Source organism: Filimonas zeae, assembly GCF_014641615.1.
GTDB classification, from domain to species: Bacteria; Bacteroidota; Bacteroidia; order Chitinophagales; family Chitinophagaceae; genus Filimonas; species Filimonas zeae.
Genome location: NZ_BMIB01000003.1, coordinates 1,243,153 through 1,258,747, shown reverse-complemented (window position 1 = coordinate 1,258,747; position 15,595 = coordinate 1,243,153). Strand labels below are relative to the sequence as shown.

12 protein-coding genes are annotated in these 15,595 nt (G+C 46.9%); 9 read left to right on the top strand and 3 right to left on the bottom strand.

Annotated features, from left to right (window positions below):
* Positions 1–246 precede the first annotated feature (246 nt).
* The 3 genes from galA (at position 247) to IEY13_RS18085 (ending at position 6,248) form a co-directional block, all read left to right on the top strand.
* Positions 247–3,018 carry a beta-galactosidase GalA gene (gene galA / locus IEY13_RS18095; RefSeq protein WP_229687908.1) on the top strand — a complete coding sequence of 924 codons (2,772 nt, stop codon included), beginning with the start codon at positions 247–249 and terminating at the stop codon, positions 3,016–3,018.
* A gap of 128 nt (positions 3,019–3,146) precedes the next feature.
* Positions 3,147–5,741 carry an alpha-L-arabinofuranosidase family protein gene (locus IEY13_RS18090; protein ID WP_188954694.1) on the top strand — a complete coding sequence of 865 codons (2,595 nt, stop codon included), beginning with the start codon at positions 3,147–3,149 and terminating at the stop codon, positions 5,739–5,741.
* A gap of 78 nt (positions 5,742–5,819) precedes the next feature.
* The gene (locus IEY13_RS18085) at positions 5,820–6,248 is read left to right on the top strand and encodes a hypothetical protein (protein WP_188954692.1); all 429 of its coding nucleotides are present in this window, start codon (positions 5,820–5,822) and stop codon (positions 6,246–6,248) included.
* Positions 6,249–6,321: 73 nt separating this feature from the next.
* On the opposite strand, the gene IEY13_RS18080 is transcribed toward IEY13_RS18085, so the two are convergent.
* A complete protein-coding gene (locus IEY13_RS18080; protein WP_188954689.1) occupies positions 6,322–7,071 on the bottom strand; it encodes an SDR family oxidoreductase in 750 nt (249 codons plus the stop codon).
* A gap of 60 nt (positions 7,072–7,131) precedes the next feature.
* Between IEY13_RS18080 and IEY13_RS18075 the strand changes: the two genes are divergently transcribed.
* Positions 7,132–7,596, top strand: coding sequence for a winged helix-turn-helix transcriptional regulator (locus tag IEY13_RS18075; protein WP_229687907.1), 465 nt, complete (start codon positions 7,132–7,134; stop codon positions 7,594–7,596).
* A gap of 32 nt (positions 7,597–7,628) precedes the next feature.
* On the opposite strand, the gene IEY13_RS18070 is transcribed toward IEY13_RS18075, so the two are convergent.
* Positions 7,629–8,390: an SOS response-associated peptidase gene (locus IEY13_RS18070; RefSeq protein ID WP_188954687.1), complete on the bottom strand. Its 762-nt coding sequence runs from the start codon at positions 8,388–8,390 to the stop codon at positions 7,629–7,631.
* Positions 8,309–8,893, bottom strand: coding sequence for a hypothetical protein (locus tag IEY13_RS18065; protein WP_188954686.1), 585 nt, complete (start codon positions 8,891–8,893; stop codon positions 8,309–8,311). Before IEY13_RS18065 ends, IEY13_RS18070 begins: the two co-directional genes overlap by 82 nt.
* 350 nt (positions 8,894–9,243) lie before the next feature.
* Between IEY13_RS18065 and IEY13_RS18060 the strand changes: the two genes are divergently transcribed.
* The 5 genes from IEY13_RS18060 (at position 9,244) to IEY13_RS18040 (ending at position 15,567) form a co-directional block, all read left to right on the top strand.
* The gene (locus IEY13_RS18060) at positions 9,244–9,453 is read left to right on the top strand and encodes a hypothetical protein (RefSeq protein ID WP_188954684.1); all 210 of its coding nucleotides are present in this window, start codon (positions 9,244–9,246) and stop codon (positions 9,451–9,453) included.
* A gap of 137 nt (positions 9,454–9,590) precedes the next feature.
* A complete protein-coding gene (locus IEY13_RS18055; RefSeq protein ID WP_188954682.1) occupies positions 9,591–10,031 on the top strand; it encodes an SRPBCC family protein in 441 nt (146 codons plus the stop codon).
* 102 nt (positions 10,032–10,133) lie between these two features.
* Entirely contained in the window at positions 10,134–12,041 is a 1,908-nt protein-coding gene (locus tag IEY13_RS18050) for a glycoside hydrolase family 43 protein (RefSeq protein WP_188954679.1), read from the top strand.
* Between the two features lie 308 nt (positions 12,042–12,349).
* The gene (locus tag IEY13_RS18045; protein ID WP_188954678.1) at positions 12,350–13,522 is read left to right on the top strand and encodes a glycoside hydrolase family 88/105 protein; all 1,173 of its coding nucleotides are present in this window, start codon (positions 12,350–12,352) and stop codon (positions 13,520–13,522) included.
* Positions 13,523–13,527: 5 nt separating this feature from the next.
* A complete protein-coding gene (locus IEY13_RS18040) occupies positions 13,528–15,567 on the top strand; it encodes a DUF2264 domain-containing protein (RefSeq protein WP_188954676.1) in 2,040 nt (679 codons plus the stop codon).
* Positions 15,568–15,595: the final 28 nt, after the last annotated feature.

Here is a 15,595-nt window from a genome sequence, read left to right as displayed (position 1 = left end):
GAATAAGTGATAGTGTAAACATAGGTTAACAACCATCCCGTTTTTTAAATAGTTGATAATGGGGCAAGGTTAGGCTTTATGTCAGACTGCTCCGTTTTTAACCAGAAACAGAGTATATAAATAAGATCATTGAAACGTAAAAACGGGGGAAGGCAAACGAAAAAAATGATAAAAATTTAGCCGATTGTTGTAGAATATCAGCCGCCTGCCTTTGAATACGGGAAAAAAGCGGAATTTACCGGTACTATGCCTGTTAATATGAATCGCCTTGCCAATGTTGCCCTCCTGTGTATATGCCTTATTTCCTGTGCCTTTGGTCAGGAAAAGCCTGCCGGAAGAGAAAAACTACTGCTGGATGATGATTGGAAATTTGCTTTTGGGCACCCTTCCGACCCCGTGAAAGATTTTGGTTTTGCCACCAGCTATTTTTCTTACCTGGCCAAAGCAGGGTATGGGGATGGACCGGCAGACCCGGCTTTTGACGACAGGCCCTGGCGCCAGCTACAACTGCCACACGATTGGGCGGCAGAGCAGGATGTAGACCCTGCAGGTAGCTTTAGCCATGGTTTTAAAAAAATAGGCCGCGCTTTTCCGGAGCGCTCCATCGGCTGGTACCGCAAAACCTTCCCCATTCCGGCTGCTGATAAAGGCCGCCGTATAGCCATTCTGTTCGATGGCGTTTTCCGCAATGCGCAGGTATTCATCAATGGGCATTATCTGGGCACCGAACCCAGCGGTTATCTGAGCTTTGAATACGATATCACCGATTATCTGGAATATGGCGGCGAAAACGTAATTACTGTACGTGCCGATGCCACTATGGAGGAAGGGTGGTTTTACGAAGGGGCAGGCATTTACCGCCATGTATGGTTGCAGAAATATGCGCCCCTGCATCTGGAACAGAACGGACTGGTAGTAACCACTGCCGTACAGCCACGGCAGGCAGTGGTGCAGGTGGGGCTGGCTATCCGCAACCAGCATACTATTCCGCAGACATACACGCTCAAAACCCGGTTATACAACGCAGCGGGTGCATTGGTGCAGCAAAAAAAAATAGCTGCTGCTAAAGTGGGGGCGTTGGCGGCGGCTCAACAACAGGTTACCCTGCAGGTGCCTCAGCCCAGGCTATGGAGTCCCGATGCTCCGTATTTGTATACACTGGAAACCATTGTGGAGACTAACGGGAAAGAAACCGATAAGCTGAGTACCGCAGTGGGTATCCGTACCATCCGTTTCGATGCCAGAGAAGGATTGTTTATTAACAACAAGGCTGTAAAGCTAAAAGGCACAAATAACCATCAGGATCATGCAGGCGTAGGCGTAGCAGTACCGGATGCTTTGCTGGAATATCGCCTGAAGGCATTAAAGCAAATGGGCGTCAATGCTTACCGTTGCTCGCACCATCCGCCTGCACCGGAGTTACTGGACCTGTGCGATAAACTGGGCATACTGGTGATAGATGAAAACCGGCTGATGGGTACTACCGGCCAGCCAATGAGCGAGCTGAAGCGCATGCTGATACGCGATAGAAATCACCCCTCGGTGTTCTGCTGGTCAATAGGCAATGAAGAATGGCGTATCGAAAACAACCAGATAGGGGCCACCATAGCGCAAACTATGCAGGCTTATGTAAAAAGCATGGATAGTACCCGCCCGGTAACAGCCGGTATCAGCGGTGGCTTCCGCAGCGGCATCAGCAATGTGCTGGAGGTGATGGGGTATAACTATATGGGCAACGGAGATATTGAAGCACACCACCGCCAGTTTCCGCAGCAGCCTGCCATGGGCACAGAAGAGGGGTCTACCTTTTCTACCCGGGGCATTTATACTACCGACACCGCGCAGCAACATATTGCAGCCTACGATAAAAAGCCACGCCCTTCGTTTTTCAGTATTGAAGAGGGGTGGAATTTTTATGCAGACCGGCCTTATCTGGCAGGGCTGTTTATATGGACGGGGTTTGACTATCGCGGAGAGCCTACGCCTTATGGCTGGCCCTCGGTGAATTCTTATTTCGGTATGATGGACATCTGCGGCTTTCCCAAAGACAATTACTATTACCTCAAAAGCTGGTGGCGGGATACACCCGTTATTCATCTGCTGCCACACTGGAACCGTCAGGGGCAGGAGGGCAAACCCACAGATGTATGGGTATACAGCAATTGTGAAGAGGTGGAGCTGCTGCTGAACGGTGTTAGCAAAGGCCGCAAAACCATGAAGCGCAACGGCCATCTGGAATGGCAGCTGCCCTACCAGCCAGGCATGTTACAGGCAGTAGGGTATAACAAAGGGCAGCAAACCATTACAGAAACCATACATACTTCCGGCCAGCCTGCGCGGCTGGCTTTGGAGGCACACAACAGCCAATTAAAAGCAGATGGGAGAGATATAGCTGTACTAACAGTATCTGCCACCGATAATAATGGCTACCCGGTGCCTGATGCGGCTAATGAAGTGGTGTTTACCATAACCGGCCCCGGTAAAATAATAGGCGTGGGCAATGGCAATCCATCCTCTCGGGAAAAAGAGCAGTTTATAGAGGAACAGATAAACCTGCCGTTGAAAGCCGAAGCACGCACAGAAAATAAGCAGGATACCAGCTACCGTTTTCAGGGAAGTTTTGATTTACCCGGCAGTTTTACCGGCGATAGTGTGGTATTCATTTACAAAAGCATAGGCGTTACCCAAACCATCCGCATCAACAACCAGGTAGTTGCCACAGAGTTGCCGCAACAACTAAAAGGCAATCGCTTCAGTATACAAAGGCAGTTGCTTAAACCGGGCAGCAATACCGTGGTAATTACCGGCAGGGCAATTGTTAAAAAACACGATTGGGATGTGGTAAATACCGACCCCGGTATTATTCAACTGGTAATACCCGCAAACCCCTGGCAACGGAAACTGTTTAGTGGAAAAGCACAGGTAATTGTACAAAGTACCGGTGGTACAGGAAGTATTCAGTTGCAGGCGGCTTCACCCGGTTTGCAGAATATAACATTGCATATTTCAGCCCGGTAACTTCGGATAATAAGGCCCTGGAATCCCCTGCAAAACAGGGGGAGTTACAGTTGTGGTTTACTTTCATCCGGAAGAGAATTGTCAATGTTTATAACAGAAGTGTTATCTTGACACCCAATTTGCTTCAGATGAAAAAATTGCTATTATCTATCGGTGCTGCCATTGCGCTTGGGCAATACGCTTTTGCCAGCCCTTACCCGCCGGCCAACGAGCCTGATTCCGTGTATTTGTTCTCTTATGCCACCGGCAAAAACGGTAACCATAACGGGTTGCATTTTGCGTGGAGTGCCGATAAAAACCATTGGTTTCCCATCGGCAATGAGTTTGGTTTTGTAAAAAGTGATTATGGTCGCTGGGGATCGGAAAAAAGGATGATTACGCCTTATCTGATTCCGGGACATGATGGCGGCTGGCAGTGTGTGTGGACGCTCAACGAAACAGAAGCCCGTTTTGCGCACGTAGCCTCGCCCGATCTGGTATACTGGGCCCGGCAGGATTATCCCGGTGTAAACCTGGGCAAACGTTGTAACGGGCCGGTAATTGCCTGGAACAATCAACAGGGTGTATATACCATTACCTACTCAGGTGATGATGGTAAATATTACCAGGTAGTCAGTAAAAACTTTGATACCTACAGTGCTGCACGCGAAGTGCCTGCCTCGGCCTATATCAACAACAGCGTTACTATTGAACTGCCTGGAGGCAAAGGTACCGGACAGGTGTATAAAGTGGCCTGGCCTGTTGCTAACAAACTCATCGAAACCTGGCAGGGCATGCAATACCGCGCCCAGTTAAATGCTGAAACCACTAAACAGGATTCTGTACGTTTTGCCGGCTTAAAGCCCATAGAAGCAGGCTTTACCATTCAGGCAGGCAATAGCAAACCTATCAGCGATCTGTTGCTGGGTATCTTTTTTGAAGACATCAACTATGCGGCAGACGGTGGCCTGTATGCCGAACTGATTCAGAACCGCGATTTTGAATATGTAGTAAGCGATAAGCAGGGAAGGGATACCAGCTGGAACAGCAGGCACTCCTGGAAGGCTAAAGGGGCAGGCGCTTCTTTCCGCATAGATACCCTGCGTCCCATTCACGCCAACAACCCGCACTACGCTGTTTTACAGGGCGCTGATGCCACACTGGTAAACAGCGGCTTTGACGGTATTACCGTTGCCAAAGGCGAGTCTTATAACCTTTCTTTCTTTGCCCGTAGTGAAAAGCGCACCAAAGTTCAGGTGCGCCTGGTTACCGGTGGGCAGGTGTTGGCACAGGCTACCGTAGACGTTTCAGGCGGCAACAAATGGAGCACCGTAAAAGTGAAGTTTACCGCTACAGCTGCCGCAGCATCGGCAGAGCTGGAACTGCAACCGCAGAGTGCCGGCGAAGTAGCATTTGATATGGTATCGCTTTTTCCCGTAAACACTTTTAAAAACAGACCCAACGGTTTACGGAACGATCTGGCTACGGTTATTGCAGATATACACCCACGTTTTGTTCGTTTTCCTGGTGGTTGCGTTGCACATGGCGATGGACTGGATAATATCTACCGCTGGAAGTACACCATAGGCCCGCTGGAAGCGCGTAAACCTATGCGCAACCTCTGGAACTACCACCAGACAGGCGGTCTGGGGTATTTTGAATATTTCCGTTTTTGTGAAGATATTGGTGCAGAGCCATTGCCCGTACAGGCTGCTGGCGTTCCCTGCCAGAACTCTGCTACTTTACCGGGTGTAGGTGGTGGCCAGCAGGGCGGCCTTTCTCCGGAAGAAATGGATGAGTATATTCAGGACATTCTGGATCTGATTGAATATGCCAATGGCGATGTAAATACTACCTGGGGTAAAAAACGCGCGGAAGCAGGACATCCGAAACCTTTTAACCTCAAGTACATAGGCATAGGCAACGAAGACCTGATTTCTGATGTGTTTGAAGCGCGCTTTACACAGATTTACAATGTAGTAAAAGCCAAACACCCCGAAGTGACTATAATAGGTACCGTAGGACCCTTCTCTGAAGGTACAGACTACGTGGAAGGCTGGGATATTGCTAAGAAACTGAAGGTGCCAATGGTAGATGAACACTACTACCAACCTCCGGGATGGTTTATTAATAACCAGGACTACTACGACAGGTACGATCGTAATGCTTCTAAGGTATACCTGGGCGAATATGCAGCACACCTGCCCGGCCGCCCCAATAACCTGGAAACGGCACTGGCAGAAGCGTTATACCTAACAGCGCTGGAGCGTAATGGCGACGTAGTAAGCATGGCTTCTTATGCACCGTTACTGGCTAAAGAAGGCCGTACACAATGGACGCCCGATCTCATTTACTTTAACAATACTACCGTTAAACCAACAGTAGGCTACGAGGTGCAAAAACTGTTTGGGGTAAACGCCGGTACAAAATACCTGCCTGCCACCATCCGTTTATCGGATAACAGAGATGCAGTTGCCAAAAGAGTAGCCATTTCGGTGGTGCAGGATGCTGCCAGTGGTGATGTTATTGTGAAGCTGGTTAACCTGCTGCCGGTGCCTGTAAAAGCTACTACTGCCTTACAGGGCCTTCGCGTGAAAAATACTACAGCGGTAAAAACAGTACTTACCGGCCACCCGGCAGATAAAAATGCCCGCCCGGTTACAGGAACCTGTGCAGTAAATGAGAATTTTGCAGAAGAATTGCCTGCTTACTCCTTTATCGTTATCCGTATTCAGGCGCAGTAGATCAAAGAATATAAGCTGTTCAGGGTGAAAATCTTATCATCCTGAACAGCAAATGATAGAATTCCTATATTTGTTGTTATGGGTAACACTTTTGAAAGCATTTTGACAGACCTTCAACTGTTTGTTGAAGAAACACAACCATCTATTCCACGGGTGCTGACTTCCGGTAAAAACATGGCCAACTGGTCAGACGGTCGTTTAAAAGCCATCAGTCAGCTGGTGATTAATGCCGTAATTATTCCCCGTTCAGAATTTGAAATGCGTCTGGAAAGAATTCAGCATCATATCGAAGGCGATCTGAACAGAGAGTCTGTGGTAAAAACGCTGTCTTACTATTTTGAAGACCAGTCAGCTATGGAAGAAGTAATTAAGCAACTGACTACCTATTATAAAGTGCAGTTGAATGCCGCAGATGTAATTAAAGATATGAGCGGTTATGGTGGTAGCGGCCAGGAAACCATTGGTTTTCTACTCATCACCATTGTAGAAACCCACATTTTACAATAGCTTTTACAGTATAAACAACAAAGCAGAAGGTAGCAACCGCCGCCTTCTGCTTTGTTGTTTGCGGTACTGCTGCTTAGGCAACACCGTTTAAAGCGTGTAGCGCCTGCTCGGGCGATTGTCTGTCCAGCGCAAATATCTGTGCAGTGGCACCTACGTGTATTTCCCATTTATTGTTTTCCAATGCATTTACCAGATCGCCTGCTACCTGTGCAGCAGGTATACCGTTTTCCAGTCCGCCTATTTCTTTAGAAAACTCCGTAGCAACCAGCGGCGGCATTAGTTCAAATACTTTTACAGTACTGTCTTTCAGCGATAAACGTAGTAACCGGGTATAGGCATGTACCGCAGCTTTGCTGGCGCTATAAGTAGGAGTGCGCATACCAGGCGCAATGGCTACAATAGAAGTTACGTTTACTACTGCGGCAGCCTCCTGTTTGCGCAGTTGTGGCAGCAGTTGCTCAGTAAGGCGCACCAGGGAGAGGTAGTTGGTATTCATTTCCAGCGCTGCCTTTTCTGCTACGCCGGTAGCATCGGCCACGCTGGTTTCATAGCTGCTGGCATATCCCGCATTATTAATCAGTATGTTCAGTTGCGGAAACTCGTCAGCCAGTCTGGTAGCCAGCTGTGTGGTTTGTGCGGCATCTGTAACATCATACGCAATAGCAGTTACGTTATTCAGTTTAGCTGCCGCTGCTTCCAGCCGGTTTTTATCGCGGCCCGTGATAATAACATGATTTCCTTTCTCAGAAAGCTGTTGCGCTATTTCAAATCCAATACCCATGCTACCTCCGGTAATCAGTACTGTGTTGTTAGTCGTTTTCATTTGACTTGATTTATCTGTATATTTGTTATTGCAATTTGCAAGAACAAAGTTATAGGGTTCTTGCAAATTGCAATAGCTTTTAACGAAATGTTTTTTGGAGATAGTTTTATGAAACCTATTCAGAAGAGATCGGATTGCCCTGTGAGTAGTGGGCTGGACGTGTTTGGTGACAAGTGGACACTGCTGATACTGCGGGATATGATGTTTTTCGGCAAAACGTCGTTTAGTGAGTTTTTATGTTCCAGCGAAAAAATAGCCTCTAATATATTAACCGACCGCCTGAATCTGTTGCACCAGGAAGGCTTTGTAACCAAGCATCCTGCACCGGAAAACAAAAGCAAGTTTTTGTACACGCTTACAGACAAAGCCATAGATCTGGTGCCCGTGATAACTGAAATATCTTTATGGGGCATCCAGCACACCAACGCCAAAGATGTTATGCAGATTGCAGAAAAAATGAAGAAGAATAAAACACGGGCAATAAAGGAAATACAGGATCAACTGCGTGCTGCAGCCAATCAATAAAGCCGTACAGCCAGCATCGGAGCCGGTGTACATTACACCGCCAGTTCAGGAAGGTTCTGCCAGGTGTAAGGTGCTGTTTTGTCCAGATCATCGGGCCTGGGCTTGCGTGAACGGATAGTATATACCGGGTAATATTCCAGTGCCGCATCGGGCAATTGATAATCCAGCATAGCCTGTATCTGTTCATCGTTCAAATCAGGTTGTAACCATTGCAGCTCCAGGGCCTGCGGTAAAAACAAAGGCATGCGTCCCGTATTAGGCCCATCGTTGTGAATTTGCTTCATTACGTTATTGGCACTGCGGGTAATAATGGTAAACGTGCCAGTCATTTCTCCGGTTTCCACCTCCGGAAAAGGAGAATGGTGAAAGAGGCCGGGCAGGCAAAATACCGGGCGTTCTCTCAGTTGAATGTGGTAAGGTATTTTGTTTTTAAACCCGGCAACCCCCCGGTGCTCATAAATACCCGTTACCGGAATAAGGCAGCGGTTTTGCCGTATCCGCCGCCAGAATGAGCGGTGATCGTTTACTACTTTTTCGCTCTGTGCATTGCACATAAATGACCGGCCTTTTTTTACATCCTCCACCGTACGGAAGTAATCCGGAATAACACCCCATTCAAAAGGTTTTACCACCAGTTGGTTGTTACTGTTTGTAATAACAGGGAAGGGCGCGTAGGCTTGCGCCTGCACATGATCGGAAGTAAAATCGACATTTACCTCCGGATCAATGGTGAGTCCTGGAAAATAATCCTGTAGCTTTCGTATGTTGCTGGTAAAGGAAATGTCGTAGCACATGGTCTGGTTGTTTCAAGAACAGTCAGGCGTTCCTCCCGCTTTCGCTGTCCGTGTTTAAAAGTAACGAAAAGCTCGCCAAAACGTAATTCCAATGTGGCTTTTACCGTAGTGTTGCTTGCGGGACGCCAGTTGGTTTCATTGTCAATATAGGTTTTAGCCGCATTAATAAGTCTTTTGTTATTCTTAAGCTCTTTATCAATACCCTTATCGGTAAAGGCGGCGTATAGCCCATATTCTGAATACGGCTGACACATCTCCTGCAACTTGGCAAGATGTTTTGGATGCTGCATATCAATAATGGCAGCCCATTTATCGCCTGAAATGCTGTTCAGGTGTCTTCTGGCCTGGTCCAGCGTAGGATAATCCGTCAGTAACAGGGGCAGTTTTTCCGAATCAGGAAGCTTGCCCCGGTAATACTGCTGGGCCACCAGATACCGCACCTGTTTGGCGGCAAAGCCGGGTATCATCTCCGGCATAAACTTAACAAGGGGGTTGTAATGCATACGCTCTCAATTTTGAAAAAGATATTGAATGCTAAAACGGTAATCAAAAATACTAATTAAATTAGTTTTTAGCCGCTGAGGCGTGTATTTAGTTGCCTACAGGCTTATCTGCTGTAAACCAGTGTATTAGCAAAAAGGGAGAACTGTAACCGTTACAGCTTTGATTTGCGCGGGGGGAGGAGTTGAAAGGCGTAACCATTGGCAGTAAGCTTCCGGTATCGGGTAGCCCGGCTTTTATTTTATCGGGCCCCTGTATGCAAAAGGTTCTATATCATAAAAGAGCATTATGCCGCAGCATTCTAATGCAGATAGCTGTAAATTGCATGCCCGATTATTCAAAGCAATAGCGTATGTCAGCGAAACTGGAAGCACATTTTGAAAACAGGATTTATTTTTTTGTGATAGAGAAAAAGGAACCGAATGAATTAACCGTAAACCTGTACGGCACCCAATACACGTTTGAAAAAACAGATAAAGGGTGGATGAACAAAAAAGGTAACCGGATGAACATGGTGCCGGGGCTGATAAAAGCCGTGGTTAACACGGCGTATTCGCTGTAGGAAAGGTTCAGGCGATGTAGCTGTAAATGCTAAGGCATATTTTTTCTGTCGCTTTTGCACCCTTTTAATGTCCTTTCTGCACATGCTTCTTCCAACACAACCGGCGTAGGTTTGTTAGTACAATAAACTATGCAGCCATGGAAAGAAAGCAATTCATTACTACTATTCAGGCCAGCCCGGAAAAAATCTGGCAGGTGCTATGGGGTAAAGACACCTATCCGCAGTGGACAAGGGTGTTTTCTGAGGGTTCCAGAGCAGAAACCGACTGGCAAAAGGGCAGTCGCGTACTTTTTCTGGATAATAACGGCGATGGAATGATAGCGCTTATAAGGGATGCGGTGCCTAACGAATATATGTCTATTGAACACCAGGGCGAAATTATAGATGGTAAGGAAGATACAGAGAGCGCAAAGGTGAAAGAATGGGCAGGGGCGCAGGAAAATTACCGGCTTACACCCAACGGAAATAGTACACAGCTGGTGGTGGAAATGGATATGGCACCCGACTTTGAAAAGATGTTTACGGAAATAATGCCAAAGGCACTGGCGCTGGTAAAAGAAATAGCCGAAAAACAATAATGTTAAAAAGCCGCTCTTTCGGGCGGCTTTGTTATTTTGCCCTCTTTAAATGTGGAATTGCCCCCCGTGTTTCCGGGCGGAATAACAGTATTTAGCAATATCATGAAAAAAGCTTTTCTTTCTTTTTGCAGCTTGTTTGCCGCCATCAGCTTGTCGGTGGCACAACCCAAAACCTCCGCTTACCTGTTTGCCTATTTTACCGGTAACAGAATAGAAGAAGAGGCCATCTGTTTTGCATTGAGCAACGATGGATATCATTTTAAAGCCCTTAACTACGGCAAACCAATAATTGCCTCGGAAACCATCAGTTCGTCTGGTGGTGTGCGCGACCCGCATATTCTCCGGGGTGCCGATGGCAAAACCTTTTACATGGTAGCCACAGATATGGTAAGCGGCAAAGGCTGGAACTCTAACCGCGCCATGGTGCTGCTTAAATCCACCGATCTGATTCAGTGGACTTCTTCCGTAGTAAACATTCAAAAACAGTTTCCGGGTAATGAAGATTTGCAGCGGGTATGGGCCCCCCAAAGCATTTACGATAGTAAGGTGGGCAAATACATGATTTACTGGAGTATGAAACATGGCAACGGGCCGGATATTATTTATTATGCCTATGCCAATGACGATTTTACCGGGCTGGCTACCACGCCACGCCAGTTGTTTTTCAGTCCCACCAACAATGCCTGTATAGATGGTGATATTGTGGAAAAAGACGGTAAGTTTTACCTGTTCTTTAAAACAGAAGATAGCTCGCCTGGTATTAAAGTAGCAGTATCTGACAGCCTTACCGGCGGTTATAAACTGCGTGATAAATATGTACAGCAGACCCCGGAAGCGGTGGAAGGTGCAGGTACGTTTAAACTGAATAACAGCAATGAATACATTCTGATGTACGATGTGTATATGAAAGGCCGTTATCAGTTTACTAAAACCACCGATCTGGAGCATTTTTCTGTAATAGATCAGGATGTTACCATGGATTTTCATCCACGCCATGGTACGGTTATGCCCATTACTTCAAAAGAAGCTGACCGCTTAACCCAAAAATGGGGCGCTGAAGCACTTGCTAAAAAGCCTAAAGGCTGGCATAACCCCGTATTACCCGGTTTTTATGCCGATCCCGACATTATTTACTCTAATAAAACAAAACGTTTTTATCTGTATCCTACCAGTGATGGATTTACAGATTGGTCTGGTACGTATTTCAAAACCTTTTCTTCTGCCAACCTTACCGACTGGAAGGATGAAGGCATTATTCTGGATTTGAAAAAAGACGTAAGCTGGGCCAACCGCAACGCATGGGCGCCTTGTATTGCAGAAAAGAAAACAGCAGACGGATACAAATACTATTACTACTACACCGCTGCCCAAAAAGTGGGCGTGGCAGTATCTGATAACCCTGCCGGCCCTTTTGCCGATATAGGTAAACCACTGGTAGCTGATAAGCCGGAAGGTGTTAAAGGCGGTCAGGTTATTGACCCCGATGTATTTACCGATCCGGTGAGTGGTAAAAGCTATTTATACTGGGGTAATGGTTTTATGGCGGTGGCAGAACTGAATGAGGATATGATTTCCTTAAAACCAGGCACCACCAAAGTAATTACACCCGACCACACTTTCCGCGAGGGTACTACCGTATTTCTGAGAAATGGTAAATACTATTTTCTGTGGAGTGAAGATGATACCCGCAGCGTGGACTATAAAGTAAGATATGGTACCTCCGGCACCCCCGATGGTGCTATTCAGGTGCCTGCACAAAACCTGGTAATAGCTAAAGACACAGCTGCCGGTATTTATGCAACCGGGCATAACTCTATTATTCAGATACCTGGTAAAGACGAATGGTATATTGTATACCACCGCTTCCATTATCCGGACGGCATTAAAATGGGACGTGCCGCCGGATATAACAGGGAAGTTTGTATAGACAGATTACTGTTTGATAAAGAAGGTAATATTATTCAGATTATACCTACCCATAAAGGCATTAAGCCGGTTAAAGTAAAATAAGCTTTACACGGGTATATTTTCAGCCAGCTTTTCCGGCATTTTCCAGGTAACCGGCCAGTCCGGTATCCGCGGAAACTGATTGACGAAAAGGCTGGCTGTTTCTTTTCGCAGCAACGCATACCAGTGTTGCTGCCATTATATGGCCGGGAGGTTGTAGATAAGTACCAGACTCATCAGCCGGAAAGGGGGTAAATTCGTAGTTTAACCCCCATTTTGTACGAATTTACCCCGCCATGGTGCGGGTAATCCACTTAGTTTTGTACAGGTTAACATAGGGTTAACTTAGAGCGAGATTAAACAACCAGCCCATGATTCCGATTGATTTGTCAGTTTACAATGCCCGCTTGTACCGGGTGGCCGCTTTTGTATTGTGCCTGGCCAGCTTTTCTGCCTGTAGCACCCATCGCCGGGCTGCACAAACCAACAACTTATCCCGTAAAGAAGTATTGCAACAACTGGAATTGGCCAACGATTATTGGCAACAGCGGAACCCGGAGCCGGGAAAAGCGTTCTGGGATGTGGCAGCTTACCATACCGGCAACATGGCCGCCTGGGAAATAACCGGTAAAAAGGAATATCTGGCGTATTCTGAAAAATGGGCAGAGCATAATTTATGGATGGGCGCCCGTTCCACCAATAAAGCTGCCTGGAAATACAAATACGGCGAAACGGACGATTATGTGCTTTTTGGCGATTGGCAGGTATGTTTTCAAACCTATGCCGATTTGTACCAGGTTAAAAAAGACGAAAAACGCATTGCCCGCGCCCGTGAGGTAATGGAATATGAAATGAGTACCCCAAATAATGATTACTGGTGGTGGGCAGATGGATTATACATGGTAATGCCGGTGATGGTAAAAATGTATCATATTACCGGCAACCAAGAGTATCTGAACAAGTTGTATACTTATTACGCTTATGCCGATTCGGTAATGTATGATAAAGAAGAAGGCCTGTATTACCGCGATGGAAAATATATTTACCCCAAACACAAAAGCGTAAACGGTAAAAAAGACTTCTGGGCCCGTGGTGATGGTTGGGTGCTGGCAGCGCTGGCTAAAACCCTGAAAGACCTGCCCAAAAACGATGCACACCGTCAGTTATATATTGACCGTTATACCCGATTGGCAGAAGCCGTGAAAAATAGTCAGCAGGCTGATGGTCACTGGACACGCAGCATGTTGGATACTGCCCATGCGCCCGGGTACGAAACCAGCGGTACTGCATTTTTTACCTACGGTTTATTATGGGGCATTAACAATGGTTACCTGGATGCGGCTACTTATGCACCGGTAGCCCAAAAAGCATGGCAATACCTTACTAAAGTAGCCCTGCAGCCAGATGGCAAGGTTAGCTATGTACAACCAATTGGCGAAAGAGCAATCCCCGGCCAGGTAGTAGACCGCAATTCTACCACTGGCTTTGGCGTAGGCGCCTTTTTACTGGCAGGCAGTGAAATGTATCGTTACCTTTCTAAATAACAGCCATGAAAAAATATATACTCAGTTGCGGGCTGTTGTTAACAGTGCTGGCAACAAGGGCACAGGATAGTGTTTGGATGCAACACAAGCGTGTGGCCAATCAGCCACTGTTTACCGTTGAAAATCCGGATTATACTGCCAGCCCCTTTACCGGCATGACCCGCAAACACTGGAAAGATGCAGCCCTGTATCTGCTCTCAGGCGCTTTCAGTTATATTGATTCGCCGGACGATCCTATGCAGTTTCCCAAACAGCCGGGTAAAAGCTACCCGCGCAATCAGGGTGGGGTAGTTACTGAAAAGCTGGAAGGTTTATGCCGCACGCTGTTTGTGGCAGCTCCGTTGCTGAAAGAAAACCCGGAGTTGATAGTGCATGGTATTAAAGTGGGAGATTACTACCGCAAACAACTGGTAAAACTAATAACACCCGGTAACGATTCGTATGTAAAACCACGCAGCAGTACCACCGGCCCCACGCAAACATTGGTGGAGTTTGGTGGCCTGGCAGTATCGCTGTTTACTATTCCCGAAGTACTCTGGGAGCCTTTAACGGCAGAGCAAAAAGAAACGCTGGCACGCACCATGATCAGTTATGGCGATGGACCAACCGTGGGATCGAACTGGAAGTTCTTCAACATTTTTGTCCTCAGCTTTTTTAAAGACAAAGGCTATACGGTAAACGAAAAACTGCTGAAAGAATATATAGAAAAAAGTCTGGAGCATTACCGGGGAGATGGCTGGTATAATGATGCGCCTGCCTATGATTACTACAGCATGTGGGCGTTTCAGATGTATGGCACTTTATGGTCTAAGTTCTTTGGCGATAAGTATTATCCTGCTTACGCAAAACAGTTCCGGGCTAACTTCAGCGATCTCAAGGGCAATTATCCTTACATGTTCAGCCGCGTTGGCGAAATGATTATGTGGGGAAGAAGCATAGCCTACCGGATGGGCGCTATTGTGCCTTTTCCGCTGATGGGGCTGGAAAAAGATGCGGCTGTAAATTATGGCTGGATGCGCAGGATTGCATCTGGCGTATTGTTACAGTTTTTACGCAATCCTTCTTTCCTGGAAGATAATATACCTGCCATTGGTTTTTATGGCGCTTTTGAACCTGCCGTACAATCGTATAGTTGCCGGGGCAGTGTGTTCTGGATGGCTAAAGCTTTTCTGGGCTTACTGGTGCCCGGAGAGAGCGATTTCTGGACGGCTACAGAGAACGAAGGTGCCTGGCAGAAGGAGTTGAAGAAAGGGCAGGTGTATAACAAATTACAGGATTCTTCTCATATTCTTATTACCGACTACCCCAATATAGGCGCTGCCGAATTGCGTGCCTGGTGCCATGTAAAAGCAGTAGGTGCATGGGAGCAGTTCCGCAGCAGCGAAAACTACAACCGTTTATCGTACAACAGCGCCTTTCCGTGGCAGGCAGATGGCCCCAGGGGTGAGGTAGCTATGAATTATGTATTCCTGAACGATAAAAAAGAATGGGAGCCGGCACGTTTATTTACGTACAAAAAGTTTGAAAACGGCATTTATTACCGGGATGTGGAAATGGAAACCCGCAAAAATATCCGTTTACAGCTGGCTGACATGCCGCTTCCCAACGGTATACTGCGGGTTGATAAAAACAGCAGCGATGCTGATGCAGCGGTAAGACTGGGGCATTACGCACTGCCTGCGGTAAAAGGTGCCATAAAAACCACTACCCGAAAAGTAAAAGGTTACACGGCAACTATTATCAATAACGGCGTGTACCAGCTGGCTATGGTGCCGCTGAAAGGTTGGACGAAAGCGGAAGCTGTAGCTGCTACCGGCCTGCATCCTGTGGCACAGGAAAGTACGGTAATAAATACTGCAGCTGACTTTAAAGCCAGTCCGAAACCTGACCAGGCCATCTATGTAACTTTGTTGTTGTGGAAGAAAGCCGGGGAGGCATGGACGGATAACGAGCTGCTACCCGTTAAAAAATTAACCGTTTCAGCAGACGCAGGTACAGTAACAGTAATATTGGCAGATAAAAGTGTTAAACAAATAAAATATTAATCCGCTCAGACGGAATTACCCCCTTTAT